27 protein-coding genes and 1 tRNA gene are annotated in these 25756 nt (G+C 62.1%); 12 read left to right on the top strand and 16 right to left on the bottom strand.

Going from position 1 to position 25756, the window contains the following annotated elements; translation table 11 throughout:
- Nucleotides 1–86: 86 nt before the first annotated feature.
- Both K3146_RS05235 and K3146_RS05240 read right to left on the bottom strand, forming a co-directional pair.
- Nucleotides 87–162: transfer RNA gene (locus tag K3146_RS05235), tRNA-Ala, on the bottom strand.
- 92 nt (nt 163–254) lie between these two features.
- On the bottom strand, nt 255–599 hold the full coding sequence (locus K3146_RS05240; protein WP_221545105.1) for an FYDLN acid domain-containing protein: 345 nt from the start codon (nt 597–599) through the stop codon (nt 255–257).
- 116 nt (nt 600–715) lie between these two features.
- Here K3146_RS05240 and aroA point away from each other — a divergent pair, with 116 nt between their 5' ends.
- The 3 genes from aroA to K3146_RS05255 are packed head-to-tail and all read left to right on the top strand — an operon-like array spanning nt 716 to nt 2942.
- Nucleotides 716–2065 carry a 3-phosphoshikimate 1-carboxyvinyltransferase gene (gene aroA, locus K3146_RS05245; protein ID WP_221545106.1) on the top strand — a complete coding sequence of 450 codons (1350 nt, stop codon included), beginning with the start codon at nt 716–718 and terminating at the stop codon, nt 2063–2065.
- A complete protein-coding gene (locus tag K3146_RS05250) occupies nt 2062–2322 on the top strand; it encodes a CBU_0592 family membrane protein (protein ID WP_221545107.1) in 261 nt (86 codons plus the stop codon). The genes aroA and K3146_RS05250 overlap by 4 nt, the downstream gene beginning before the upstream one ends.
- Nucleotides 2319–2942, top strand: a complete 624-nt coding sequence (locus tag K3146_RS05255) for a (d)CMP kinase (RefSeq protein WP_221545108.1) — start codon at nt 2319–2321, stop codon at nt 2940–2942. Before K3146_RS05250 ends, K3146_RS05255 begins: the two co-directional genes overlap by 4 nt.
- On the opposite strand, the gene K3146_RS05260 is transcribed toward K3146_RS05255, so the two are convergent.
- On the bottom strand, nt 2932–3441 hold the full coding sequence (locus tag K3146_RS05260) for an Mpo1 family 2-hydroxy fatty acid dioxygenase (RefSeq protein WP_221545109.1): 510 nt from the start codon (nt 3439–3441) through the stop codon (nt 2932–2934). The two genes, K3146_RS05255 and K3146_RS05260, sit on opposite strands and share 11 nt — an antisense overlap.
- A gap of 264 nt (nt 3442–3705) precedes the next feature.
- On the opposite strand from K3146_RS05260, the gene rpsA reads away from it, so the two are divergent.
- The 3 genes from rpsA to K3146_RS05275 all read left to right on the top strand — a co-directional run bounded on the left by rpsA (nt 3706) and on the right by K3146_RS05275 (nt 7242).
- Entirely contained in the window at nt 3706–5409 is a 1704-nt protein-coding gene (rpsA, locus tag K3146_RS05265) for a 30S ribosomal protein S1 (RefSeq protein ID WP_221545110.1), read from the top strand.
- A gap of 98 nt (nt 5410–5507) precedes the next feature.
- Nucleotides 5508–6263, top strand: coding sequence for a hydroxyacylglutathione hydrolase (gloB, locus tag K3146_RS05270; RefSeq protein WP_221545111.1), 756 nt, complete (start codon nt 5508–5510; stop codon nt 6261–6263).
- Nucleotides 6264–6267: 4 nt separating this feature from the next.
- Nucleotides 6268–7242 carry an NADPH:quinone oxidoreductase family protein gene (locus K3146_RS05275; RefSeq protein WP_221545112.1) on the top strand — a complete coding sequence of 325 codons (975 nt, stop codon included), beginning with the start codon at nt 6268–6270 and terminating at the stop codon, nt 7240–7242.
- Here K3146_RS05275 and K3146_RS05280 read toward each other — a convergent pair.
- From K3146_RS05280 to K3146_RS05320, 9 genes are all read right to left on the bottom strand, one after another.
- Nucleotides 7239–7796: a PepSY domain-containing protein gene (locus K3146_RS05280; RefSeq protein WP_221545113.1), complete on the bottom strand. Its 558-nt coding sequence runs from the start codon at nt 7794–7796 to the stop codon at nt 7239–7241. The genes K3146_RS05275 and K3146_RS05280 overlap by 4 nt on opposite strands.
- Before the next feature lie 115 nt (nt 7797–7911).
- Entirely contained in the window at nt 7912–8493 is a 582-nt protein-coding gene (locus K3146_RS05285) for a F0F1 ATP synthase subunit B family protein (protein WP_221545114.1), read from the bottom strand.
- Complete coding sequence (locus K3146_RS05290) at nt 8486–8980, bottom strand: F0F1 ATP synthase subunit B family protein (protein ID WP_221545115.1); 495 nt, start codon at nt 8978–8980, stop codon at nt 8486–8488. Before K3146_RS05290 ends, K3146_RS05285 begins: the two co-directional genes overlap by 8 nt.
- Nucleotides 8981–9062: 82 nt before the next feature.
- Nucleotides 9063–9290 (bottom strand): F0F1 ATP synthase subunit C, encoded by a 228-nt coding sequence (locus K3146_RS05295; RefSeq protein WP_138615694.1) that lies wholly within the window; start codon nt 9288–9290, stop codon nt 9063–9065.
- 36 nt (nt 9291–9326) lie between these two features.
- Entirely contained in the window at nt 9327–10115 is a 789-nt protein-coding gene (locus K3146_RS05300) for a F0F1 ATP synthase subunit A (protein WP_345723767.1), read from the bottom strand.
- A 54-nt stretch (nt 10116–10169) separates the two neighbouring features.
- Nucleotides 10170–10490 (bottom strand): AtpZ/AtpI family protein, encoded by a 321-nt coding sequence (locus K3146_RS05305; protein ID WP_221545116.1) that lies wholly within the window; start codon nt 10488–10490, stop codon nt 10170–10172.
- A 190-nt stretch (nt 10491–10680) separates the two neighbouring features.
- Complete coding sequence (locus tag K3146_RS05310) at nt 10681–11085, bottom strand: YdbL family probable chaperone protein (RefSeq protein ID WP_247711011.1); 405 nt, start codon at nt 11083–11085, stop codon at nt 10681–10683.
- Nucleotides 11085–11270, bottom strand: coding sequence for a YnbE family lipoprotein (locus K3146_RS05315; RefSeq protein WP_221545117.1), 186 nt, complete (start codon nt 11268–11270; stop codon nt 11085–11087). The genes K3146_RS05310 and K3146_RS05315 overlap by 1 nt, the downstream gene beginning before the upstream one ends.
- 74 nt (nt 11271–11344) lie before the next feature.
- On the bottom strand, nt 11345–14533 hold the full coding sequence (locus tag K3146_RS05320; RefSeq protein ID WP_345723770.1) for an intermembrane phospholipid transport protein YdbH family protein: 3189 nt from the start codon (nt 14531–14533) through the stop codon (nt 11345–11347).
- A gap of 97 nt (nt 14534–14630) precedes the next feature.
- Between K3146_RS05320 and radC the strand changes: the two genes are divergently transcribed.
- The gene (radC, locus tag K3146_RS05325) at nt 14631–15329 is read left to right on the top strand and encodes a RadC family protein (protein ID WP_221545119.1); all 699 of its coding nucleotides are present in this window, start codon (nt 14631–14633) and stop codon (nt 15327–15329) included.
- Between the two features lie 6 nt (nt 15330–15335).
- Here the strand turns inward: radC and K3146_RS05330 are convergent, their stop codons facing one another.
- Nucleotides 15336–18149 (bottom strand): DUF3857 domain-containing protein, encoded by a 2814-nt coding sequence (locus tag K3146_RS05330; protein ID WP_221545120.1) that lies wholly within the window; start codon nt 18147–18149, stop codon nt 15336–15338.
- Between the two features lie 168 nt (nt 18150–18317).
- On the opposite strand from K3146_RS05330, the gene purB reads away from it, so the two are divergent.
- The 4 genes from purB to K3146_RS05350 are packed head-to-tail and all read left to right on the top strand — an operon-like array spanning nt 18318 to nt 21364.
- Nucleotides 18318–19628: an adenylosuccinate lyase gene (gene purB, locus K3146_RS05335; RefSeq protein ID WP_221545121.1), complete on the top strand. Its 1311-nt coding sequence runs from the start codon at nt 18318–18320 to the stop codon at nt 19626–19628.
- 57 nt (nt 19629–19685) lie between these two features.
- Nucleotides 19686–20039, top strand: a complete 354-nt coding sequence (locus tag K3146_RS05340) for a DUF1049 domain-containing protein (RefSeq protein WP_221545122.1) — start codon at nt 19686–19688, stop codon at nt 20037–20039.
- The gene (pyrF, locus tag K3146_RS05345) at nt 20036–20710 is read left to right on the top strand and encodes an orotidine-5'-phosphate decarboxylase (protein WP_221545123.1); all 675 of its coding nucleotides are present in this window, start codon (nt 20036–20038) and stop codon (nt 20708–20710) included. The genes K3146_RS05340 and pyrF overlap by 4 nt, the downstream gene beginning before the upstream one ends.
- A 12-nt stretch (nt 20711–20722) precedes the next feature.
- A complete protein-coding gene (locus K3146_RS05350) occupies nt 20723–21364 on the top strand; it encodes a phosphoribosylanthranilate isomerase (RefSeq protein ID WP_221545124.1) in 642 nt (213 codons plus the stop codon).
- A 64-nt stretch (nt 21365–21428) separates the two neighbouring features.
- Here K3146_RS05350 and K3146_RS05355 read toward each other — a convergent pair whose 3' ends face one another.
- Nucleotides 21429–21893: an outer membrane protein gene (locus K3146_RS05355; RefSeq protein WP_221545125.1), complete on the bottom strand. Its 465-nt coding sequence runs from the start codon at nt 21891–21893 to the stop codon at nt 21429–21431.
- A 377-nt stretch (nt 21894–22270) separates the two neighbouring features.
- Here K3146_RS05355 and rpsD point away from each other — a divergent pair, with 377 nt between their 5' ends.
- Nucleotides 22271–22885, top strand: coding sequence for a 30S ribosomal protein S4 (gene rpsD / locus K3146_RS05360; protein WP_221545126.1), 615 nt, complete (start codon nt 22271–22273; stop codon nt 22883–22885).
- A gap of 60 nt (nt 22886–22945) precedes the next feature.
- Here rpsD and K3146_RS05365 read toward each other — a convergent pair whose 3' ends face one another.
- Both K3146_RS05365 and K3146_RS05370 read right to left on the bottom strand, forming a co-directional pair.
- The gene (locus K3146_RS05365) at nt 22946–23695 is read right to left on the bottom strand and encodes a M50 family metallopeptidase (RefSeq protein WP_221545127.1); all 750 of its coding nucleotides are present in this window, start codon (nt 23693–23695) and stop codon (nt 22946–22948) included.
- A 15-nt stretch (nt 23696–23710) separates the two neighbouring features.
- Nucleotides 23711–25690 carry a S9 family peptidase gene (locus tag K3146_RS05370; protein ID WP_221545128.1) on the bottom strand — a complete coding sequence of 660 codons (1980 nt, stop codon included), beginning with the start codon at nt 25688–25690 and terminating at the stop codon, nt 23711–23713.
- Between the last annotated feature and the right edge of the window lie 66 nt (nt 25691–25756).

The raw sequence follows: 25756 nt of genomic DNA on the forward strand, positions 1-25756 counted from the left end.
CCTGTGAAACCCAAACTTGTGCCCGGGTGTGGTGGAAGCAAGCCGCAGCCGTCGCCACGGCCTGCTACCATCAAATCCGGTGAAAATGGTGGAGCCTAGCGGGATCGAACCGCTGACCTCTACAATGCCATTGTAGCGCTCTCCCAGCTGAGCTAAGGCCCCGAGCCATTTTCAAACCGACGCATCCTGGGAGGTGCGTCGCCCTTGCGGGAGGCGCCCAATATAGGCCACCTCACCGCAATGCAACAGCAAAATTAGCTGTCGTCGGCGTTGTCGTCGTCGCCCTTGGACTTGGTTTCGACGCCGAGGTCGTCGTCGCCGCCAAGATCGACTTCATTGTCGGGCGAATCATCGTCTTCGTCGATGTCGATATCCAGATCGTCATCGTCGTCACCGCCCAGATCGCTATCCGCGTCGGCGTCCTTCTTCTTCTTGGCTTCGTCTTCGGCCAGGATCGGCTGCTTCGACTTGAGCACCGGCTCAGGCGTCCACTCTTCACCGCATTCGATGCAGGTGACGGGATCTTCCTTGTTCAGATCGTAGAAGCGGGTGCCGCAATTCGGGCAGGTCCGCTTGGTGCCCCATTCAGGTTTGACCATGTGTAATCCTTGGATTTGCCGCCCCTCGCCTGTCTGCAAGGGGCCGTGAATTCGTAATTGTATTGATGGGTACCTGCTCGGCAGGAATCAACAGCGCGCGCGCCTTGCCAGAAGGTATGTGCGCTGTCAAAGCGCCGCTTCAACATGGATACGCATTCTTGACCCAGCACCGCTTCATGCCTTCCGCCCCGCTTACCGGACGTATCCGCGTGCCGGGCGACAAGTCGATCAGCCACCGTTCCCTGATGTTCGGTGCGCTGGCAGTGGGGCGCAGCCGGATTTCCGGCCTGCTGGAGGGCGAGGACGTGCTGGCCACGGCTGCGGCATTGCGCGCGATGGGCGCGGTCATCGAGAAGGACGGTGACGACTGGGTGGTCGATGGAGTAGGCGTCGGAACGCTGCTCCAGCCGAACGGCGCGCTCGACATGGGCAATTCGGGGACCTCCACTCGCTTGCTTATGGGGCTGGTCGCCAGCCACGGCATCACGGCGACCTTCACCGGCGATGCAAGCCTCTCGAAGCGACCGATGGGCCGGGTGATCGACCCGCTTTCCACCATGGGCGCAAGCTTCACCCCCTCCCCTGGCGGCACTTTGCCGCTGGTGATGGAAGGCATGCAGCCGGCCGTGCCGATTACCTATCGCCTTCCTGTAGCCAGTGCGCAGGTGAAGAGCGCAGTGCTGCTCGCCGGTCTCAACACGCCGGGCACCACCACGGTCATCGAGCCTGTCCCGACGCGCGACCATACCGAGCGTATGTTGCGCGGTTTTGGTGTCGACGTGCAGGTCGAGGAGAAGGATGGCGAGAGGATCATCAAGCTCACCGGCCCGTGCGACCTCACCCCTTGCGACATCACTGTGCCGGGCGATCCCTCATCGGCTGCGTTCTTCGCGGTCGCGGCCAGCATCGTGCCGGGCAGCGACCTCGTGATCGAGAATGTCGGCCTCAATCCCACCCGGAACGGCATCTACTGGGTCCTCGAGCAGATGGGCGCGAACATCGACTATCTCGACGAGCGGGAAGTCGGTGGCGAGCCGGTTGCCGATCTGCGCGTCCGCCACGCCATCCTGAAGGGCATCGACGTCGACCCAGCCATAGCACCCAGCATGATCGACGAATTCCCCGTCCTGTTCGTCGCCGCTGCCGTCGCCGAAGGCACCACCAGCACCAGCGGACTTGAGGAATTGCGCGTCAAGGAAAGCGACCGCCTCTCCGCCATGGCGGCCGCGCTCACGCTTGCAGGCGTCGAGCTAGAAGAACGAGAGGACGGCCTGATCATTCACGGCAGCGCGGGCAAACCGCTCTCCGGTGGAGGCGTCGTCACCACCCATCTCGACCACCGCATCGCGATGAGCATGGCGGTAGCAGGCCTCGCCAGCACGGCAGGGGTCGAGATCGACAGCACCGAACCCATCGCCACCAGCTTCCCCAATTTCACGTCACTGCTGGAAGAAGCAAGCGCATGACCGATCAGTTGGACATCTACACGCTGATCGGTTTCGTCGGCATGGCCTGCATCATTGCAGCGTATGCGTACCTGACGTGGAAGGAAGAGCCAAACCCGTTCATCCTCCACGGTACGAACCTGACGGGCGCGGTGCTGCTGACCGTTTCTCTCCTCGTCCATACCAATTGGCCGAGCCTTGTCCTCGAAGGCTTCTGGGCAGCGATTGCCATCTGGGGCTTGGCGAAAGCGTTGAAAGAGCGAAGGAAACGCGCATGATCATCGCTGTCGACGGTCCGACCGCCTCGGGGAAAGGCACGATTGCCAAGGCCCTGGCCGGCCATTTCAACCTGCCGCATCTCGATACAGGACTGCTGTACCGCGCGGTCGGCTATCAATGCGCACGGAATGGCGGCGAGCCGAATTCGCTGGCCGATGCACTGGCCGCCTGCGCTTTTGACGACAGCCTGCTCGACGATCCGGCTTTGCGGACCGAGGAAGTCGGAGGGCTTGCCAGCCGAGTTTCGGTTCACAATGCGGTGCGCAAAGCCTTGTTCGAGCGCCAGCGCGCGTTCGCGATGCAGGATGGCGGCGCAGTGCTGGACGGGCGCGATATCGGCACAGTGATAGCGCCGGAGGCCGACGCCAAGCTGTTCATCACGGCCAGCGTCGAAGCACGCGCGCGCCGACGCTTCCTGGAAATGCGCGGGCGCGGCGTGCAGGTAACGCTGCTGGAAATTCAGGACGACCTGCGCCGCCGCGACGAGCGGGATCGCAATCGCGACGTTGCGCCGCTTGTCCCGGCCGAGGATGCGATGGTCATCGACACCAGCGCCCTGGACAAGGACGAAGCTATCGCCGCGGCGATAGCGGCGGTGGAGGAAGCAGTCAGTTCTTGATCGGCGTGTCGGACGTCCCCTGTTCGACCTGACGCTGCAGGTCCGGCGCGAGACCGAGAGCGAACAATCCCTCGGCCACCATAAACAGCGGCCCCACCAGCAGGCTGCGGATATCGTCGATGAAGGCAGGTTTGCGACCTTCGTAGTGATGGCCGACGAACTGGAAGAACCAGCCCACCACAAACAGGCCGATCCCGCCGCCGAGCCAGGCGAACGTCGACACCTGCGCGATCTGGTGCCCCGCAACAGCGAATAGCGCCAGAAATGCCGCCATGAGCAATCCGAACTTGAGATCGAGCCGCAGGTACCACAGGGCAGCCAGCGCGTTCATGAAAACTGCCGGAGTCAGCGTCAGCCCGCCTACCTCCCAGACCGGCCTTGCCAGCAGCACTTCGACCGACAGCACAATCATCGGAATGCCTACCGCATGGGTCAGCACATTCCGGTGGTCACGATGGAATTCGCGGTAATTGGCGAGCGATTGGACGAGCCGGTTCATGCCCCGGCTCCTAGCACGGCGCCCAAGTGACGCAAAACGCGCGCCGCATGCCCCAAAATCCTTGCTTTCCCGCGCATTTCGGCCTAGGCGCGCGCCCGTTCACCAAATCTACGGATTCGATGGACCTTCGCGCTGGCATCCGGCCTCGCGGAGATCACGGCCCTCTTGCCCCGTACGGCCCGTGCAATGGTGCGCAGGCAGACGGAGAAAGACCCCGGTAAAACCGGTGGCCGGTAGCAAACGTTAGTTAGGACTACACAACTCATGGCAACTTCAGCCAACCCCACCCGCGACGATTTCGCGGCAATGCTCGACGAGCAGTTCGGTGGCGCAGATGACGGCGGTTTCGAAGGCCGCGTCGTCAAGGGCACCGTTACCAATATCGAAAACGGCTTCGCGCACATCGACGTCGGCCTCAAGAGCGAAGGCCGCATCGACCTCAAGGAATTCATGCGCGGCGAAGACGAGCACGGCCTCGAAGTCGGCTCGGAAGTCGAAGTCTTCGTTGACCGTATCGAGAACGCAGACGGCGAAGCCATGCTGTCACGCGACCGTGCACGTCGCGAAGCTGCCTGGGACAAGCTCGAAAGCGAATTCGGCGAAGGCAAGCGCGTCGACGGCCGCATCTTCGGCCGCGTCAAGGGCGGCTTCACCGTCGACCTCGACGGCGCAGTGGCCTTCCTCCCCGGCTCGCAGGTCGACATCCGCCCCGTGCGCGACGTCACTCCGCTGATGGACATGCCACAGCCCTTCCAGATCCTGAAGATGGACCGCCGCCGCGGTAACATCGTCGTTTCGCGCCGCGCGGTCCTCGAAGAGACCCGTGCAGAACAGCGCAGCGAGCTGATCGACAAGCTGGCCGAAGGCCAGGTGATCGACGGCGTCGTCAAGAACATCACCGACTACGGCGCATTCGTCGACCTCGGCGGTATCGACGGCCTGCTCCACGTCACCGACATGAGCTACAAGCGCGTCAACCACCCCAGCGAAATGATCGAGATCGGCCAGACCGTGACCGTCCAGATCATCCGCATCAACGAAGACACCCAGCGCATCAGCCTCGGCATGAAGCAGCTGGAATCGGATCCGTGGGACGGCGTCGCTGCCAAGTACCCGGTCGGCATGAAGATGACGGGCACCGTCACCAACATCACCGAATACGGCGCATTCGTCGAAATCGAGCCGGGCATCGAAGGTCTGGTCCACGTTTCGGAAATGAGCTGGACCAAGAAGAACGTCCACCCGGGCAAGATCGTTTCGACCTCGCAGGAAGTCGAAGTCATGGTCCTCGAAGTGGACAGCGAGAAGCGCCGCATTTCGCTCGGCCTCAAGCAGGCCCAGCGCAATCCGTGGGAAGAGTTCGCCGAGAAGCACCCGGTTGGTGCGAAGGTCGAAGGCGAAGTCAAGAATGCCACCGAATTCGGTCTCTTCATCGGCCTCGATGGCGACGTCGACGGCATGGTCCACATGTCGGACATCGCCTGGGGCATCTCGGGTGAAGACGCTCTCGCCCTGCACCGCAAGGGAGAGCAGGTCGAAGCCGTCGTTCTCGATGTCGACATCGAGAAGGAACGCATCAGCCTCGGCATGAAGCAGCTCGAAAAGGGCGCACCGACCGAAGCCGGCGCACAGAGCGACCTGCGCAAGAACCAGGTCGTCACCGTCACCGTCCTCGAAGTCCGCGATGGCGGCCTCGAAGTCCAGGTCGGCGAAGATGGCGCAACCGGCTTCATCAAGCGTTCGGACCTCGGCCGTGATCGTGACGAGCAGCGCTCGGATCGCTTCCAGCCCGGCGCCAAGGTCGATGCCATGGTCACCGGTTTCGACCGTTCGAAGAAGCCCACCTTCTCGATCAAGGCGCGTCAGATCGCCGAAGAGAAGGAAGCGGTTGCTCAGTTCGGCTCGTCGGATTCGGGTGCTTCGCTCGGCGACATCCTCGGCGAAGCGCTGAAGAAGAAGGAAGACTAAGCTCTTCCCACCCGCTTCAGGGTAATCAGGAAGGCCCGCTTGCTCGCAGGAGCAGGCGGGCCTTTCCTACATGGTCGGCTCGTCCTACACTGGGTTCCATGCTCGAAATCCACCAGTTCCCTTGCCTGTCCGACAATTACGGATTCCTCCTCCACGATCCCGAAAGCGGCGAGACTGCAGCGATCGATACCCCTGATGGTGCGGAATACCTGCGCCAAGCGGAGGCCAAGGGCTGGACCATCACCCAGATCTGGAACACGCACTGGCATCCCGACCATGCAGCCGGGAACAAGGCCATCGTCGAAGCGACCGGGGCAAAGGTCGTCGCTCCGCAGGAAGTCGAGAAGCTTTCCCCCATCGATCGCGTGGTCGGCAATGGTGACAGCGTCGAACTCGGCCAGTGGACCGCGCGCGTGATCGACGTCTCGGGCCACACCAATGGCCATATCGCCTACCATATTGCCGAGGCCGACACGGCCTTCGTTGGCGATAGCGTGTTTGCGCTCGGCTGTGGCCGGATGTTCGAGGGCGAACCGGAACAGTTCTGGCACAGCCTGGAACGGATCCGCGCCCTTCCCGAGAATACGCTGCTCTACTGCGCGCATGAATATACCGAAGCGAACGCCAGGTTCGCGCTCCACGCCGATCCCGACAATGCCGAACTGCGCCTCTATGCAGCGCGCGTCGAGGAGAAGCGCGCCAAGGGCGAACCGACTGTCCCCACCCTCCTCTCACGCGAGCTCTCGACCAACCCCTTCCTGCGCGCCGACAGCCGTGATCTGCGCAATCGCTGGGGCGGGTCAAACCCAGCAGAGACTTTCGCCGCCCTCCGCGCCGCCAAGGACAATTTCTGAAGCCATGAAGGCGCTGGTCGTCGAACAGCTTTCACCCGATCTTTCGGGCGTGACCTTGACTGAGCAACCCGATCCCAAGCGCAAGGTTGGCGAGGTCCTTGTTCAGGTGCGCGCTGCCTCGCTCAACTACCCCGACCTGCTGATGACGCGCGGGGAATACCAGTTCAAGCCAGAGCCGCCCTTCATCTCGGGTCTGGAGATGACTGGCGAAGTGATTGAGGCCGATCCCGGCAGCGGATTTGCAGCAGGCGACCGTGTGATGGGAGGCGCGAAGACCGGGGCGTTTGCCGAACAGGTTTCGCTTCCCGCCTTATCGCTGCGGAAGATCCCCGAAGGCCTCGATTTCGCACAGGCTGCCGCGATGGGCGCTGCCTACCACACGGCCTACGTCGCGCTGGTCGAGCTTGGCGGCCTCGAGGCCGGTCAGTGCGTGCTGGTCCACGGCGCGAGCGGCGGCGCAGGGCTTGCCGCCTGCGACCTGGCAAAGGCGCTGGGTGCGACGGTGATTGCCGCCAGCCACAGCGAGGACAAGCTCGACGTCCTGCGCCGCATTGCGCGTCCGCATGCGACGATCCTGAATACCGGCCGGTTTCGCGAAGAGGTATCTGCGCTCACCGACGGCAAGCTCTGCGATCTCGTTTTCGATCCCGTCGGCGGCGATGTGTTCGATGAGAGCACCCGCTGCGTCACATTCGGGGGCAAGCTTCTGGTGGTCGGATTTGTCGCGGGCCGCATTCCGGAAATCGCGGTCAATATCCCGCTCATCAAGGGATTTTCGATCGTCGGGGTTCGTGCGGGCGAATACGCTCGCCGCTTCCCCGATCGCGGTCGCCGCGTGGCGGAGGCTATCGACCGTCTTGCGAGCGAGAAGCGGATCACCCCGCATATCGATCGCATGCTGCCCCTTGCCCAATGGCGCGAGGGGTTCGACGCGATGGATCGCGGGGAAATCGTCGGGAAGGTGGTGCTGGTGCCCTAGCCCAGCAGGACGAAGCCAACGAAGGCCGCGATACCGACCAGGCTTGAATTGATCGTCAGTTTCCGCAGGTTCTTCACCTGTAGACCCATGATCACACCGCTGAGCACGAGCAGGAACAGGACCACCGCCAGCGCCGTCGCATAAGCCTTGAACCAGGTGCTGCCCTTGGCCTTGTGCAGTTGGACGAGCCAGCGGTGCAAAGATGCCTCGTTGATAGTAAGCTGTGCGGTCGTAGCGTCCGTGGCGGAAAGGCTGACGTCGCTGCGGGCACCGGTCCAGCTGAGCGAAACGTCCTCGCCTTCGCCGCTCACACTCGATGCGCCGCTGGGCAGCGCTATGTCACGGGCTTCCAATTCGCGCGCCACGATCGCTTTCATCGCGGCTTCATCGAGCGACGACAACGGCGCTTCGAGAGCGACATCCACCGTACTTTCGTGCCACTCGCCCTTGTTGCCCCAGGTATAGAGCGCACCCGTCACGAGGAACATGAGCACCGCAGGAAACATGAAGGCGGCGGCGATGAGGTGAAGTTTGGTGAGAAAGGCGCGGTTCACGGAAGATCCCTTTGTTGAGAATGCATCGCAATAGCGTCAATTCTGTCCGGGTAAAGCAAAAAGCGCGCGAAACCCGAAGCCTCGCGCGCCTTTCCTGAACTCTGGTATCAGCGGATTAGATGCCGGCGATGACCTTGTCCGCCAGCGACTTGTCAGCTTCGGCGTCGTGCTTCTCGGCGATCAGCTTGCGGCTTGCACCGGTCGCAGCGGCGACCGCGCGGTTGCGGACATCCTCTACGGCTTCGCGCTCGGCAGCGGCGATCTTGTCCTCCGCCATGCGCTTGCGGCGCTCTACCATGGCCTTGCTGTCGGCTTCGGCCTTCTCAAGAATCGCGTCGGCTTCGTGCTGCGCATTGGCGAGCATCGCCTCGGCATCCTTTTCGGCACCGGCAATCTTGTCGGCATATTCCTTGCGGAGTGCCTCTGCCTCGGCACGGAGTTGCTTGGCTTCTTCCAGCTGCTCCTTGATCGCGGCAATCTTGCTGTCGAGCCCACCGGCGATAGTCTTGTGGACCTTAGCGCCGAAGAACGCGAACATCAGCAGGACCAGCATCGCAATCGAGACGATCTGGAACGGCGCGAGGCCGAACAGTTCCGGCTCGACATGCTTGCCGGCACCGGCGTCCACTTCGACATTCGCCTGCGCGGCTTCGGTCGCGATCACCTCAGGCAGATCGGAGGGTGTGGTGTTAGCCATGAGCCATCTGCTCCTTAACTGCCGCAGTAGCGACAGGCTTGGTCACCTTCACGCCCGCAAGGGTCTTGACGATATCCTGTGCCGCTTCGCTGGCAACGGCCTCGACCTCGGCAAGCGCAGCGGTGCGCGCTTCTGCGATGCGGACTTCCGCGTCGGTAAGCTTCTTGTCGATGCGCGTCTGCGCCGCCTTGAGCTTCTTTTCGGACTTGGCAGCAGCCTCGTCCTTGGCCTTGGCAACGATCGCCTGCGCTGCAGCGCGGTTCTCGTTTTCCTTGACCCGCCAGGCTTCTTCCTGCTCGTCGGCAGCGTCACGTGCAGCCTTGGCGGCAGCAAGGTCGGCAGCGATCTGGCCGTCGCGCTGGGCAACGGTGTCCATCACCTTGGGCACCATGCCCTTGCCAATGACGAAGAAGGTAATGCCGAAGAAGACCAGCAGCCAGAAGACCTGGCTGGACCATGTATCGGCAAGCTGTGCTATCTGGGGCATTGCAGCTCTCGAAAAGCGGGTGGCAGAAAAATTGCGGGCCGGTCAGGCGAACCCGACCGGCTCCGGAACATGATTTCGTCGATTAGGCGACGAAGATCAGGATCATGGCAACGACGAACGCCAGCAGGCCGAGAAGTTCGGCAGCGGCGAAGCCGATGAACAGGCGGCCCTGCTGGCCGTCGGCAGCACCCGGGTTGCGCAGAGCGCTTTCGAGGAACGAACCGAAGACGTTACCCACGCCGATTGCAGCCATACCGGCGCCGATTGCAGCGAGGCCAGCACCGATGAGCTTTGCAGCTTCTTGTTCCATGTCAAACTCCTTTGGAAAAACGTGTAAATTGAAGACTTAGTGAAGGTTCTCGGCGTCGTTGATGTACAGCGACGTCAGAAGAGCGAAAACATAGGCCTGGATGCCGGCGACCAGCAGTTCCAGCGCGCAGATGCCGATCATCAGCAGGAAGCTCGGCAGGCCGACCAGCAGGCCGAAACCGGCACCGGCATTGGTGCCGTCGATGACGAAGCTCGACAGCACTTCGAGCAGCACGTGCCCAGCCATCATGGCCACGAAGAGACGCAGGCCGAGGCTGAAGGGACGCACCATGAAGGAAATGAATTCGATCGGCGCGATGACCGGGATCATCGGAAGCGGCGTGCCGTGCGGCACGAAGAGGCTGAAGAAGTGCAGCCCATGGCGCCAGAAACCGACGATGAGAACGATCGAGAAGCTGATGATCGCGAGCACGCCCGTCACCGTGAAGTGGCTGGTGAAGGTGAACGGGTGCAGCCCGATCACGCCCAGCGGCAGCAGGCCGAGGAGGTTCGCGAAGAGGATGAACATGAACAGGCTGAAGACGTAGGGCACATATTTGCGCCCAGCCTTGCCGATGTTGGCCTCAAGCATGTTGTCGATAAAGCCGGTGAAGCTTTCCACCATCATCTGCCAACGGCCGGGGACGAGCTCGCGCCGCATTCCGCCGAGCACGAAGAGGAAGAGCACCACCGTGGTGATCAGCATCCACAATGCGCTGTTGGTGAAGGCGATGTTGTAGCCGGCCAGCTCCCAACCACCCGAACCGGCAAGCGGCTCGATGGTGAACTGGTACATCGGATCGACTTTGGCCTGTTCGGCTGCCACGTCTGTCTAGTCCCTAAATCCTGTGTCGAAAGTCCCGCCGCGCCCCTTTCGGGATCACTCGCCGGGCTTCTGATTTGCCGCGCGGATAATATTCCTGAAGGCGACGACTATTCCGAGGAACAGGCCAACCAACAGACCCCAAGGATTGGTATCGGTGAAATAGCCGATGGCGTAACCGATGACCGAACCTCCGAGAAGCCCACCGAGCAAGTCTGCCAGTACGCGGTTGCCGCTGCGATAATTCGCATCGGCCCCGGAACCGGTCTTGCGGTTGCGCTCATCTTCGCGCTGCTGGGCGGCAGTTAACCGCTTCTCCAGCGCGTCGATCCGCGCATCCTCCTCGATGGGTTTCCGTGCGGGTTCGTCTTCGCTCATGCCTGGCTCCTTTATAGAGGGTTGCGCGGCACGCGCAGGGACTTGCCCGCCAAGGGCGCCGCCCCCTTAGAAGGGGGGCATTTGCGAGTCAACATGGAGAGCGGCCCATTTGCCCCTCTTGCGTTGCAAAAAGGCCCTCCCCCGGCGCGAGGCAGGGGGAAGGCCTTTGAAACCGTGAGTTCGAATCAGCTCAGGGGCAACGCGAATCGCGCAGAGGAGCAGCGCTGGTCCGGGTCTGCCAGCTGCCGTCGGGAGCCTGGTATTTTTCGCCCGGCGTGGTCGCGAGGATCGCCTGACAGCCTGCGGTCAGCGCGTATTCCTCGATCGTGGCATTGGTCGCCTGCGCGCGCTGCGAATAGACTGCGCGGCGCTTGATGTTGATGTCGTTGACGATGCGGCGCAGCTCGGGCGTCTCGTCGCCGACTATGCCAAGGTAGCCATCCATCTTCTCGCCAACCTGACCGGAAGCTCGCGCTTCGGCATAGGCCGGATCACGCTGGGCATAAGCAGGTACAGCAAGCCCGCCGAGCGCCACGGCAATCGCGGTACCGGACAGGACAGCCCTGGAAAGTCGCTTGGTCATAATATCACCCATCAGAAAATATCCGCATTCTCTTCGATCGTGTTCCCCGCATCTTCCGCGAGGCGATAAATAACTTCCTGGCGGATGTTGACGTTGAGCTCGATCACGATCGGCTCATCCGGCGCTTCCACCGTGATGCAGCCCGAGAGCGCAAGCGAGGCCAAGCCGACCGCCGCCGAAGTTTTCAGACCGTTCATGCGCCTGTTCCCCTGTGTTCGGCAGGTTCTCGCAGGGCCGTCCCGGACAGTCAATTCGAGGGATTTCATACGTCTTACTCGCTTTCCTGGTCCTGAATGGAGGGTTCATCCGGAATCACGTCTTCCGGATCGATTTCTGGTTCGACTTCCTCTCCGGTAATCGAGCGCCTGAGAAGGCGCGTCCCGTCATCGCTGAGCAGTCCCAGCTCGCGCGGATCGCGCACAGAAGCCGGATCATACATCGATTTGAGCGAGGTCAGCAGCTGGTAGAACTGCGCGCGAATATTGATGCGGAACTGCAGCGGGAGATTGGCGATCTGGCGGGTGATGAAATTCGTCTCCGCACCCTCGCCCTGCCGCACGCCATCGAAGCGTACGCGGGTGACGATCTCGCCCGTCAGCGGCCCGTCCATGATCACGCGCATCTGCGAATAATCGAGGCTCCGCAGCGCATCGAAGGCGAAGTCGGCGATGGCCGACAGGTCCTCATAGGTCAGTTCGCCGACATAGGAGACATTGCCGCCCGGGGGGCGCGACAGGAGGATGCCCTCCTCGATCCGCCCATTGCCCGCCCGATCGAAGATGATCGGCACCGTCCCGTCAAAAGTCCCGGTGGCGGAAATATTCTCGAGCTCCATCTGGGCCACGAATTGCGCGGCATCCAGGCCGACAATCTCGAAAATATACGAGCGCTCTTCGCTGACGCCGAGATTCAGGTCGACCTCGCGCAGGATCAGCTCGCCGCCCATGAAGGGCCAACTGCCTCCGCTTACCGCTAGCAGCTCGCCATTGGTGAGGCTGAACGAGACTTCGCCGTCGAGCACTTCGACACCCGGATTGACCGAGGCGACCCTGATCGTCTGGTTCGGCGCTGTGGTGAGGTTGAGCAGGTCGGTGAATTCGATCGTACCACTCGCGCCCTTCACCGGTCCAAAGGCGGCGGCAAAGTCGAGATCGTCGGATGAGAAGGAGCCGGTGCTGGTTACCTCCCCACTCGGCGACCAGTCGATCCTCCCCTTGCCAGTGACCACGCCCTCGGCATTGGCGATAACGCCCAGCGCCAGCTGGCTGATGTCGACCGGCTGCAATTGCTCGTCGAAGCGCAGCCCTTCGACGAGAAGATCGGCATGGCCCGCACTCGTGCCGAGATCGTGGCGGATATCGGCCCTCGTGACGATGCGACCGCTCTCAGGCTCGCGCAGGGCAGCTTCGGCCCGGATGACATTGTCGACCAGCGTCAGCGATGCATCGCGGGCGGCCAGCGGCTCGAACCGATCGGGTTCCTCGCGGTCGAGGAGGGTAAAGCGACCGTCCGAAATCGCTAGACGCCCATCGGCGTAGCTCCACTGACCCGCGGTATCGACCAGCGTCATGGGCACTGCGGCGAGCGCGATATCCGCATCAGCGAAGTCGCCGGAAATCGTGTCGCCGATGCTTGCCTCAAGCTCGGCCACGGCAAAGCGGCTCGTCTCGCCGGCAGCGCCAAGCGAGATGTCGAGATCCCGTGCGCTCAGCGCGCCGGGATAGGAAAGACTGACGGGTCCGCTTGAAAGGGCTAGCGGCGTGTCGCCGAGCGAGCCTCTGAGGTCGAGTGACGGCGTGCTCGCGGCAAGTTTCAGCCCGTCATTCCCATATCTCATTGTCGGCTGGCCCTCGGAAGGACACAGGGTAAGACCGGGGCCGGCGAGGTTGAGCTCGGCCAATGCGAGGCGGCGGAAGGATATTCGCGTGCATTCCCGCCACAGCGCCAAGTCGCCGCCCGGTTGCCACCGTCCTCGCACCGGAAGCGATAGGCCATCGACAGCACCTCCGGGGATTGGCCCCGTTGCCTCGATCTCGCCGGAGAAGCCCAGGCTGCCGCCACCACCTTGGGCGATCGTCATGCTGGGGACTGCTATTTGCGATCCGCCTGCTTCATATGGAGCCATTGTGAGGCGGAAGACCGCGTCCCCATCGCCCACGCGCTCCATCCGACCGTTGATGCGAGGGATCCCCGGACCTGCAGTTGCGAGGTTGCCTGCCAGGCGGGCCGGGCCTTCACCGCGGTCGGAATATTCGATGCGCGACGCAGAGAATATCCGCGCGCCGCTTCCACCCGTGATCTCAGCCTGCGGCACGAGGAAGGAGAAGCCACGTTCATCCGAACGATACCGCAAATCGGCGGTCAGCGCGCTACCGCGTGTCTCGTTGCGCAATGCGTTGCCCACCCGGCGCGCTATTGGCCCCAGGAACGTGTCCCCGCCCGAAGTGCTTAAGCCATCGATCGATAAAACGAGCGATTGGCCCAGGCGCAGGCCATTGCCCTCGACATCGCTCTCCACTTCCAGCCGCGCAAAGCCGTCGCGCGCCCGGATACGGCCCTCGGCCGTCAGCAGTGCGGCAAGCACCTGCGGCGCCTCCACCCCGCGCGCAGCGAGCGAGTAGCGCGCCGTCATGTCATCCTCGCGCATTTGTGCGCGCAGCGTCCCGGCGAGCGATTGCGCGCCATTTCCGGCAAGACTTGCACCGTCTGTGGCAAGCCTGACTTCGAACTGCGGGTCGGAGAGCTGTGCGTCGCTGGTCACGTCGATCTCCGCGACGGCCTGCGAGAGCGCAAGGTCCAGGTCGCCGCATGCGATGGATTGCGCCCTCAGCGGGCCGCTGAAGCTCGGCTCGCCTGCCGAAGTGCTGATTTTGCCGTAGAGCGTGGCGTCCGATGCATTGCAGTCATCGATCGAAAGATTCGGTGCTGCCGCCGCCAGGATGCCCTCAAAGCCACTGGCAAGATTGCCCGCGCCCCCGAATTTCAGCCCGATCGGACCGTAGTCGGTTTCCAGCAAACCCCGTCCATCGCGGATCGCGAGCTCGATCCCGGGGAGGACGGATGGTGCGTCGCTGCTCTCGTCGAAGAGTACGCTGTCCAGCGAACCGAAAGTGAGCTCGCCGTCGACGTAACGCCCGTAGATCCGCGGATTGACGAGCGTTACCCCGCCCACTTCCGGCAGGCCAAAGCGATGCTTGAGCTGCACGATAACGCGATCGGCGGTGAAATCGGGCGCTTCCGGGTCGCCGATCACAAGGTTGGAGATGATCTGGGTCTGGCCGCCAATCCGTTCGATGTCGTAGGTGGCCGGGAGCCCGCTCGCCTCGAGCTGGTCGGCAATATAGCCGTCCGCAATATCGATCCGGTTCGTCCAGGCGAAACCGGCCATGATGACAAGTCCGGCGGACACAAAGGAGGGAATCCCCCAGCGCTTCTTGCGCCAGCGGGGCCGTTCACTCACATATTGGCCTTCTGACCCGTCCATTCATCCCCGCACTTGCGCGCATCGCAGCGGAAAGGCAATGCAACGCATTGAAACGCCTTGGGGAGGGAAAAGGTTGCCGGACGGCGTACAAAAGACAATCGGCCATGCCGGGACAGGTCACCGTGAACGACTGCGGCGCCGGCTACTGAAGGGCGGTGCCGAATCCCTCGCCGATTACGAGCTGTTGGAATTCCTGCTTTTCGCCGCGTTTCGCCAAGGGGATACCAAGGCTCTGGCAAACCGCCTTATCGGCCAGTTCGGCTCGTTCTCCGGGGTGCTAAATGCCGATCCCGGAGCGCTTGCCCAAGTGAAGGGCATGGGCGAAGCTAGCGCGGCGGCGCTCCATGCCGTATCGCTTTCGGCAAGGCGCATGGCCCGGGGTTCTGTCGAGAAGAAACCGGTACTCGGAAGCTGGCAGGCATTGCTCGACTATCTTGCCATCGACATGGGCAACCTCAAGCACGAGCGTGTGCGCGTGCTTTATCTCGACACGCGCAACCGGCTGATCGACGACCATCTGGCGGCCGAAGGATCTATCGACGAAGCCGCCATCCATCCGCGCGAAGTCATTCGCCGTGCGTTCGACGTGGGTGCGAGCGCGCTGATCCTCGTGCACAATCACCCGAGTGGCGATCCCGAGCCAAGCCGCGCCGACATCCACATCACCAAGCAGATCGCCGAAGCCGGGCGCCTGCTCAACGTCACGGTCCATGACCACGTGATCGTCGGGCGCGGCAGCCACGTCTCGCTGCGCGCCAAGGGATTGATCTAGCCGACCTCAGATCTCGGGGGTGATCCCGTGCATAGCGTATTGCGCCTTTACTTCCGGCGCGATCCTAAGCGCGATCTCGATATCTTCCTTGCCGCGCTTGTCGCCCTGCTCGAGCCGGATAGCACCGCGCAAATAATGCGATGCCGCAAGCCCGGGGCTGAGTTCGAGCGCGCTGTCGAGATCGGCAAGCGCAGCCTGCGGATTGCCCATCCGGTAATGGACCATGGCACGACTATCGAGCATCGGTGCACTGTTGGTCGCGCGTTCGATCGCACGAGTGCAGATGTCCAGCGCACCTTCGAGGCCAGTGTTGAACAGACCACGATACCAGCAGTCACTGTTGAGTGCGGTGGCATTTTGCGGCTTGTCCTTGACTTCTTCAGCCATGATTGAAAGGCCGCCGGCAAGATCTCCGGCCAAGCCCTTCACCGTGGCCAGCGTTCCCGCGAAGAAAGACGTTTCCTCTTCCGAGATCGGCAGGCTCTCCAGCAGTTCGATCGCTTCATCGGTCTTGCCAGCATATGCCATACGCTCAGCGAGCGTCATCGCCGTGTTGTTGTCTGGCTCGAGATCGTATGCCCGTTGGAGATCGGCGAGCCCTTCCTCGGTCCGGCCAAGCGATTGCTGGACATTGGAGCGCCATGCCAACACCCATGCCGAAGTGTCCTCTTCGACCAGCCTATCGAGATCTACCAACGCATCTTCGAAACGGTAGATTTCGTGAAGGAAGCCAGCCCGCTCCTGTAGCGGGCCGTAATCGTCCTCCTCGGCAAATTCGATTGCCTTGCCGTAAGCTTCAATGATTGGCTCCGCGCGATCGTCGAGGTCCTTGCGCGAGAGTTCCCACCGCCACACAATGTCTTCCGGCGCGATCAGACGGCTTTCCTTGCTGGCAAACCGGCGCGCCGCGCGCTTGATCTCTGGCAATTGATCGGGTGCGATTTCGCCCAGGGTCTGGATTACTTCGACCTGGCCGGTGAAGCGATTTCCATCAAGCGAGCTATTCGCCGAGATACGTGTGTTGGCGTAAGTGGCTTCGAGGTTTTCTTCGCCCTCGAACACAAACCCCGACATGCCTTTCGGAAGGATCATTTCGCCCAGGATGCGGTTGCGCATGGGGCCTGCCGTGAAGACGGGAATATTGCGCCACTCGGGCTTGGCCCTGGTGGCATCGAAAGTCGCCGCCGGAGCCATGTCGGAATCGAGTATGAGACGCCCGTCCTTCCACTCGAAATCCGAGGAAGTAATGCCGCTTACCGACATCGTCCCGAATGCCTCTTCTTCATTGTAGTCGATGGAGACCGAACTCACCGTTCCCGAGCCTTCACCCGAAGCGAAGCTCTTGCCGATCCTCTTCAGCTGGTTTTCGTCGCCTTCATCCACCAGCTGGCGAAGGGCGGCGCTTTGCGGTCCATAGAATTTCACTTCGAGAGAGAAAAGCGCCGGCAGGTCGATACCCGCCGAATAGTCCGAAACCACCGACATCACCATATTCGGTGATTCCTGTTCGCGCTGACTCATTGCCACGAGATCAGCGCCATCTTCGGTCAGCGGCAAGGCATAGTAGAATGCCGGAACCCAGCTGACATTTCCGATGCGCGTGGCTGTGCTGGTGCCGTCGAGCCAATAGTCCTGGTCATCGATCCGGGCCCTGACGATCATGTGATCAAAATTGCCCGGAATCGGCAGTAACTCGGCTACCGCGTCGCCACCGCGCGTCTGGACCAGCACGACCTGCGAATCGATGCCCATCTCGCTCAGCAGGGCATGGAGTAGAACCGACTTGGCCTTGCAGTCTCCATAGCGCTTTTCCCAGGTTTCCTCGGCGTCCTGCGGCAGGTAGTTACCGCCATCGAGGCCATTGAGCAGGTAGCTGATTTCGTCTTGCACCAGCTGGGTGGCCAGCGCTGCCCGGCGCAGCGGATCGCGCGTTTTGCCCATGATGGAGGCCGCCTGCCGGGCAATTTCGCTGTCCGGTGCAATCTGGGCCGCCTTGCTAAAATGCGGCTCCATGGTCCGCGAAAGTTCCTGCCAGTCGGCGTAGGTGCCGACGCGCAGGACGTTTGCCCGGCGATAACGCGAGGGCGCGTCGTAAGGCATCTCGGGCATCTCCGCGAGCGGCAACGTGACCTCGATCTTGCGGATGCCATTCTCTTCGACCGGCTCGCCAATCGCAGCATGATCCTCGGCCCGCCAGTAGACTTCCTCGTCGGTGGGCCAGCTGACGATGGTGCGCGCGAAACCGACCTGCCATGGCTCCGTCCCGAGGTACTGCAGGACCTGCATCTCGTCACCCAGTGCCTGGTCGTCGACAGTCACCGAGTGGGTCAGGCGAAGGACATCGCCCACCTGAAGACCGGGGACGGCCAGCGTTGCGGTCAATTGCCCGTCAAGCAGGCGCTGTTCCAGCCCCTGTTCACGACGCAGCACGTCGAACTCGGCGCCTTCGCCGAGTACATCGATCGTCTTGCCATCACGCAGGATTTGCAGGCGATGGATGGTAAGGTCGCCCTTGTCGGGTAGCCAGCCAAGCGACAGCGTCCCGTTCTCCATCAGCGCCTGCGGATTGTCGATCCGCGTGGCGCGGTCGCCATAGGTGGTAACAATTCCGTCTTCGAGTCGATGCTGCCAGTCGAACACCAGCTGCGCAGGGCCATCCTTCACCTTGGTTGGATCGAGGGGCGCCTCCTCTACCCAGGCTGGAATATCGCCATAGAGAATTTCCTCCCCAGCAAATGCAGGGGCCGAAAAGCCGCAGAAAAGGACAGAGCCGGCTAGAAGTGCGCAGCGAAACGGGCGAGTAATCGATTTATCGTTCATGCAGCACGACTTATCGACGTCGCAGCATGCGCGCAATGTTTCTGCGACGAGTGGGTTGCGCCTGTTCAACCATGGCACAACGGGCAAACGAGGGGTGCAAGCCTTGCCAGCGCGCCCGTGCCTCTCTAGCGGGTCGCGGCATATCCCAGACACATACGGAGTCGACCCATGGTCCCCCGCTACGCCCGCCCAGCCATGACTGCCATCTGGGAGCCGGAATCGAAATACCGCATCTGGTTCGAGATCGAAGCTCACGCGACCGAGAAGCTCGGCGAACTGGGCGTCGTGCCCAAGAGCGCGGCCAAGGCTCTGTGGGACTGGTGGGCAACCAATCCGAAGATCGACGTCGAGGCGATTGACGCGATCGAGGCGGTGACGAAGCACGATGTGATCGCCTTCCTCACCTGGGTGGCGGAAAACGTGGGCGACGAGGCGCGCTTCATGCACCAGGGCATGACCAGCTCCGACGTGCTCGACACGACGCTGGCAGTGCAGCTGGCGCGCTCGACCGACTTGCTGCTCGAAGACCTCAACCAGTTACTCGCCGCGATCAAGCGCCGTGCAGAAGAGCACAAGTATACGCCGACCATCGGCCGCAGCCATGGCATCCATGCAGAGCCGGTCACCTTCGGTCTCAAGCTGGCGCAGGCCTATGCCGAATTCGACCGGTGCAAGACCCGCCTGATCGCCGCGCGCGAGGAAATCGCCACCTGCGCCATCTCCGGTGCAGTCGGCACCTTCGCCAATATCGATCCGAGCGTCGAGGAATATGTCGCCGAAAAGCTGGGCCTGAAGCCCGAGCCGGTCTCGACGCAGGTAATCCCGCGCGATCGCCACGCCATGTATTTCGCGACGCTGGCCGTCATTGCCGGGTCTATAGAGCGTCTATCGGTCGAAGTGCGCCATCTCCAGCGCACCGAAGTGCTCGAGGCCGAGGAGTTCTTCTCCAAGGGCCAGAAGGGCTCAAGCGCGATGCCCCACAAGCGCAATCCGATCCTCACCGAGAACCTGACAGGCCAGGCGCGTATGATCCGCGCCTACGCCCTCCCGGCGCTCGAAAACGTGGCTCTGTGGCACGAGCGCGATATCTCGCACTCTTCGGTCGAGCGTTTCATCGGACCCGATGCGACGATCACGCTCGATTTCGCCCTCGCCCGCCTCACCGGCGTGGTCGACAAGCTGCTCGTCTATCCCGAGCGCATGCAGGCGAACATGGACCGCATGGGTGGCCTGATCCATTCGCAGCGCGTTCTGCTTGCCCTCACCCAGAACGGCGTGAGCCGCGAGGACGCCTATCGCCTCGTCCAGCGCAACGCGATGAAGGTGTGGGAATCGGACGGCAAGCTGATGCTGCTCGACCTTCTCAAGCAGGACGAGGAGGTGACCGCCGCTCTCACCCACGAGCAGCTCGAGGAACGCTTCGACCTCGATTACCACTTCAAGCAGGTGGACACGATCTTCGACCGGGTGTTCGGCTAGACGGCGCGGTTTTCTGGGCCTAGCATCACTCTCAAACACAACGGGAGGCACGAACACATGCAAGTCGTCAGAACGGTCCTGTGGGTCTTCCTGCTGGTGGGCATTCTCGCCTTTTCCTTCGGCAATTGGGACAAGCAGATCGACGTGCGCATTTGGCCCAACATCGTTTGGGACACGCGCGTTCCCGCCCTTGTGATCGTCTCCTTCCTGATCGGCATCATCCCGATGTGGCTCTATCATCGCGGCGTGCGCTGGCGTCAGTCCCGGCGCATTTCGGCGCTTGAAACGGCCACGCAGAAGATGGCCGGCCCCAAGCCGATCGAAGCGACGCCCGCCCCGACCCCGACGCATGCATCCACCCCCGCCGAACCCGGCAATCCTATCGATCCGGAGCCCACGACAAACTCATGAGCAATCCCGTCTATCTCGCCCTGGATGTGCCGCGCCTTCGTGACGCGGTCGACCTGGCGGAGAAGGTCAAAGCGCATGTCGGCGGTATCAAGCTGGGGCTGGAATTCTTCAACGCCCACGGCGCGCACGGCGTGCATATGCTATCGCAAATCGGCCTGCCGATCTTCCTCGATCTGAAACTGCACGATATTCCCAACACCGTTGCCGCCGCGATGCAGGCGATCCACGTGCTCGAACCTTCCATCGTGACGATCCATGCCTGTGGCGGTCGTGCGATGATGGAAGATGCCAAGGCGGCCGCGGGCGAGCATACCAAGGTTGTCGGCGTCACCATGCTGACCAGCCTGGACGAGCGCGATCTTGCCGCCACGGGCGTTGGCGGCACGCCGCACGATCACGTCATGCGTCTGGCAGATCTCGCACACAAGGCCGGGCTCGACGGCGTCGTCTGCTCGGGCCACGAGGTGAAGGCAGTGCATGATCAATGGAAGGACGGCTTCTTTGTCGTGCCCGGACTGCGCCCCGAAGGCAGCGACGTGGGAGACCAGAAACGGGTGGTCACCCCGCGCCAGGCGCGCGATCACGGCGCCAGTGTCCTCGTCATCGGTCGTCCTATCAGCCGCGCCGAAGATCCCGAGGCCGCCGCCCGCGCCATCGAAGCGACGCTTTAGGCCTGATTTCCCATGCCAACCGCAATCAAGATCTGCGGCATCTCAAGTGTCGAGGCGCTCGACGCGGCAATCGAGGCGCGTGCCGACTACATTGGCCTCGTGTTCTTCCCGCCCTCCCCGCGCCATGTCGATGCGCACGCCGCGAGCGCGCTGGCCATGCGAGCCGGTGCCCGGATCGGGCGCGTCGGTCTATTCGTCGATGCCGATGACGGCCTGATTGCCGAAGGCATCGCAAGCGGGCGGCTGGATGCGGTACAATTGCATGGAGAGGAAACGCCCAAGCGCGTGGCCGAGGTCAAGGGCCGGTTCAAACTTCCCGTCTGGAAAGCGATATCGGTCGCCTCCGCCGGGGATGTGGCAGCAGCGGAGACTTATCGGGACGTGGCTGACCTGCTGCTGTTCGATGCCAAGACCCCGAAAGATGCCGCTCTCCCAGGCGGCATGGGCCTGCGTTTCGACTGGTCGTTACTGAAAGGCTGGAAGGGCCGTCACGGCTGGGGCCTTGCCGGCGGCCTGACCCCGGCAAATGTCGCCGATGCAGTGGCCCAGTCCGCAGCCCCGCTGGTTGATACGTCTTCGGGCGTCGAGAGCGCGCCGGGCATCAAGGACGCCGCCCTGATCCGTTCGTTCTGCGAAGCTGCACGCTCGATCTAGGGCCGCAAAAAAGGGGCGGAACCGCATAGCGGCCCGCCCCTTCGAGAACCGTGGCAGTTAGACCTTAGAAGGTCGCACCGATCACGAGGTTCAGCGCATCAGCATCTTCGAAATCAGCGAAGAAGTGACGGTATTCGGTGCCGATGTAGAGCGACTGGCCCAGCTTGTGGTGGTAGCCAGCACCGAGGTGCCATGCGTCGCCTGCGTCGTCGTCGAGGCCGAAGGTGTAGCCACCCGCTGCAAACAGCTTGCCGCTGTCGCCGAGGCGCGTACCAAAGCGAGCGGTCGTGCCGAATGCGACGTCCGCACCGTCAACGAGAACCTTGTCGCCCGACAGTTCGACACCGGCGAAAGTCGTTTCACCCAGGTCGAAATCGTAGCCCACAGCAGCACCGGCAGTCGCTTCGCTTTCGTCGAATGCCCAGATAATGCCACCGCGCACTTCTGCACGCACTTCGCCTTCAGCGGCGGCGGGGGTTGCGATGGTGGCAGCGCCGGCAGCAGCCAGCACCAGAGCGATCTTACGCATAAAGATATTCCTTTGTTTTTTGCCCAATTACGGGTCCCGCCAAGCGGGAGGCGGCATCTGGTCGCCAAGACTTAACAATTCAACTATGCGAAACTTAATTCCCTGAAAAGAATGCTTTGTGTGTTCCGTAGGTCACATTCGAATTGTCATAAATTAATTTAATGCCCGATCAATCGATGTCCCGGAAGCAGAGATTCGGCCTCGTCCCTTCCGATCCTGCTTGACGCAAATGCCAATCCTGCTATGCGCGCGCCTTCGCTGATTGGCTCCGCACCCCGGTGAAGCGGTAGCCGCGTCGAGATCCTCGGATTTTGGCGGTGCGATGCCGGGTTGGATGGCCGCCAATGGGGCGGCTCAGCAAATTGAAGGAAAGACTTATGTCGAAGCGCAAGAGCGCCAAGTACAAACTCGACCGCCGGATGGGTGAAAACATCTGGGGTCGTCCGAATTCCCCGGTTAACAAGCGTTCGTATGGCCCCGGCCAGCACGGCCAGCGCCGCAAGGGCAAGATGTCCGACTTCGGCCTGCAGCTGCGCGCCAAGCAGAAGCTCAAGGGCTACTACGGCGACGTGACCGAGAAGCAGTTCAAGCGCACCTACAAGGAAGCGTCGGCCATGAAGGGCGACACCGGTCAGAACCTGATCGGCCTGCTCGAACAGCGCCTCGATATGGTCGTGTACCGCGCCAAGTTCGCGCCGACCATCTTCGCTGCTCGCCAGCTGGTGAGCCACGGCCACATCTACCTGAACGGCGTGAAGACTAACATCGCATCGGCTCGCGTGCGCGTCGGCGACGTCGTCAGCCTCGGTAGCAAGGCCAAGGAAATGGCGCTGGTTATCGAAGCACAGAGCCTGCCCGAGCGTGAAATCCCCGACTACGTCGCACCCGACGGCAACGACAAGGTGACCTACACCCGCGTGCCGAAGCTCGACGAAGTGCCCTACCCGGTTACCATGGAACCGAACCTCGTGGTCGAGTTCTACTCGCGCTAAGAGGTCCGGCAACGGAACACGAAAGGGCGGTCCTTCGGGGCCGCTCTTTTCGTTTGCGCGCTATGCAGAATGCACGCGCTTCAGCGACCAGATGACCATCGCGCCGATAATGATGGTGATCATCCCGCCCCAGAACCAGTAGGGCAGGAAAAGTGCCTCGGCGATGTGTTGCGTGTCCGAGGCTTGCGGGCGGCCTTCCATGACGCCGCCTGCACTGAAGAGATATCCGAAGTCGCGGTAGATGGAGATGCATCCCTGCACTCCAAGGAACTGCACGGCGAAGCGGCGGTATTTCTCGCGGCCGTAGAAGGCGAGGACGAGGCTCGTCACGCCCAGTGCCGGTAGGATCAGCCATCCGGTCAGCGAGCGAACCCAGATTAATGTCGACAGGAGTAGCGCGAGGCCGAGCACGACCAGTGCAATCTGTGTCGACCTGTGGGTTCGCGCAGCCAGGATCAGCGCACACCCCGCTGCGGTAGGTCCCAAAAGGCCCGCTGCCGCGATCATGGCGCGTGAGAAGCGCGATGGTTCGGCTTCGGCATAATGAAGAGCGTAGCCCGAGCCATCGGGAAAAATTACCAATTGCTCGAAGTCGTTGCCGAACGACATGGCCATCAACCCATGGCCCATCTCGTGGAACCAGGTGGCAAGGATGCTGAAAGGGTAGAGAAGATATCCGCCCCCAGGCGCACCCCAGAGCACGATCGAAATGAAGGCGAGGCCGACAAGCAGGGTCACTTCCTGCTTGCCGGCCTCGCTTTGCCATGATGGCGGGCGGTAGGATCCCGGACCGTTGGTCGACGAACCCATTCCGCCCTTCCCCAATCAGTCAGCCAGTTCGCTCGAGAGGAACTGATCGATCCGCGTCAGCATTTCGTAGCGGGTCTTGCTCTCGGCGAGGCTGTGGGTGAGCTTGTCGAACTCGACATAGTCCACTTCCTTGCCAGCGCTCTCCAAAGCGCTGCGCATACGGCGCGACTGCATCACGTCCACGTTCTGGTCGTAGGTGCCGTGGAACAGAAGGACCGGCGACTGGAACCGATCAGCATTGCGAGCCGGGCTGCCGGCGGCAACATGCGGGCCTTGGCCAATGAACTGGTCGACGAGAGTGCCACTCGTATAGCGCATGGCCTCGCTGCGCAGCTGTTCGAGGTCGGCAACAGGCGCAATGGCCACGATGGCCTGGTAAAGCGACGGATCGAGCACCTGCGACTGGAGCGCAGCATACCCGCCGTAGGACCAGCCCACGATGGCAAGCTTCGAAGGATCCGCGATGCCCTGCGAAACAAGCCAACGGCCCGCATCGTTGACGTCGGAAATAGCCGTTTCCCAGGCCTGGAAACCGTTGCGGCCGAACCATTCGTTACCAAGACCCGCAGACCCGCGATAATTCGGCTGCAGCACGGCATAGCCGCGCGATGCGAAGAATTGCACCAGCCAGTCGAAACCCCACTCGTCGCGCGCCGAAGGTCCGCCATGCGGAAGGACGATTGCCGGGATATTCTTGCCGTCGGAACCCGGCGGAAGCGTCAAATAGCCCGGAACCTGGACTCCGTCGCCCGCCGGATAAGTGATCGATCGCATCTCACCGAGCGCCCGGTCATCCATGTGCGAGCGGATAGGGAGAAGCGGTTCAAGCCTACGGCCCGCCTTGTCATAGAGATAGGTCATGCCCGGATCGGTGTCGCTGGCAGCGACGATCAGCAGCTTGTTCTCATCGGCGCTGGCATCGATGATGTTGACCAGCGGCTTGCCCGGCAATGCCTGCGTGAGACCTCGCGCCAGGGCCGCGAGTTCGGTGTCGATATACTCCACCTGGCGCCGATCGGTCGCATAGCTTGCCCCAACCACGCGGCGCTGGCGACCGATCCGGATCAGCCCGTCAACCTCGACATTGTCCTTTGCGAGGACCAGCTGCGGCCGGCCACCTTCAACCAGCGGGATGGAATAGAGAGCTTCGAACCCGTCCTTGTCCGCAAAGGCATAGGCGACGTTCTTGGCGCCATCCACGGCCACCGGATAGAAACCGTCATAGGTCTGGCCGTCAACGGTGACTTTGGAAAGGAGTAGCCATTCGTTGGAATCCTGCGGGCGGAACCAGAATTCGCGGCGGTTGCCCATCATGCCCGTCGCCCGATCGGGCTGGCGGATCTTGAGGCGGACACGCCCGGTCTCATCGGCCACATAGGAAATGGTATCGGGCGAGGGTTTTTCCTCGCGCGAACGCTTGCCGGTGTGGATGTCCACACGTTCGACGCCAAGGCCCTCGTCCGTATTGGCAAGCCTTGTTGCGATGCTGCGTTCCTTGACCCACTGGCGGGTCATCAGGACGCGGTCTTCCTCTTCGAGATCGAGCGCGATCACATTGCCGCCATGCTGGATATAGCTAAGCGAACTCATGCTCTGATCTTCCGTCAGCATGATCGGATTGGACCCGTCAGCACTCACCGACATCACCCGGCTGAAGCCGAGCAGCAGCCCGTTATCGTCGTGGATGTAGCTCACGTAGCAGACGAGCCGCTCCTCGGTCGCCCACTCGCAAGACCACAGGCGCGCCTCTTCATCGTCGAATTTCATGATCGGCTTGGGCTGCCCGCCTTTGACCAGATCGACAATGAAGATCGCTTCGGTGGAGAAGCCGATCGACGAGATATAGGCGAGCTTCTGGCCCGATGGCGACAGGCTGACGTCGAGCAGCGCCTCGCGCTTGCCGAATACGGCCGCCGCTTCCTCGATATCGGTTTCAGCGATAGCAGGCTGAAGTGCGGTGCACGCAGCGAGCAGGCCAAGAACTAGACGTTTCATAATACGACCCCCAAAATCAAATCCGGGTCGACAATAACAAATCGCCCGCTTCATCCAAGGGTATTG

The sequence above is a fragment of the Qipengyuania vesicularis genome, from assembly GCF_019711415.1.
GTDB lineage: Bacteria > Pseudomonadota > Alphaproteobacteria > Sphingomonadales > Sphingomonadaceae > Qipengyuania > Qipengyuania vesicularis.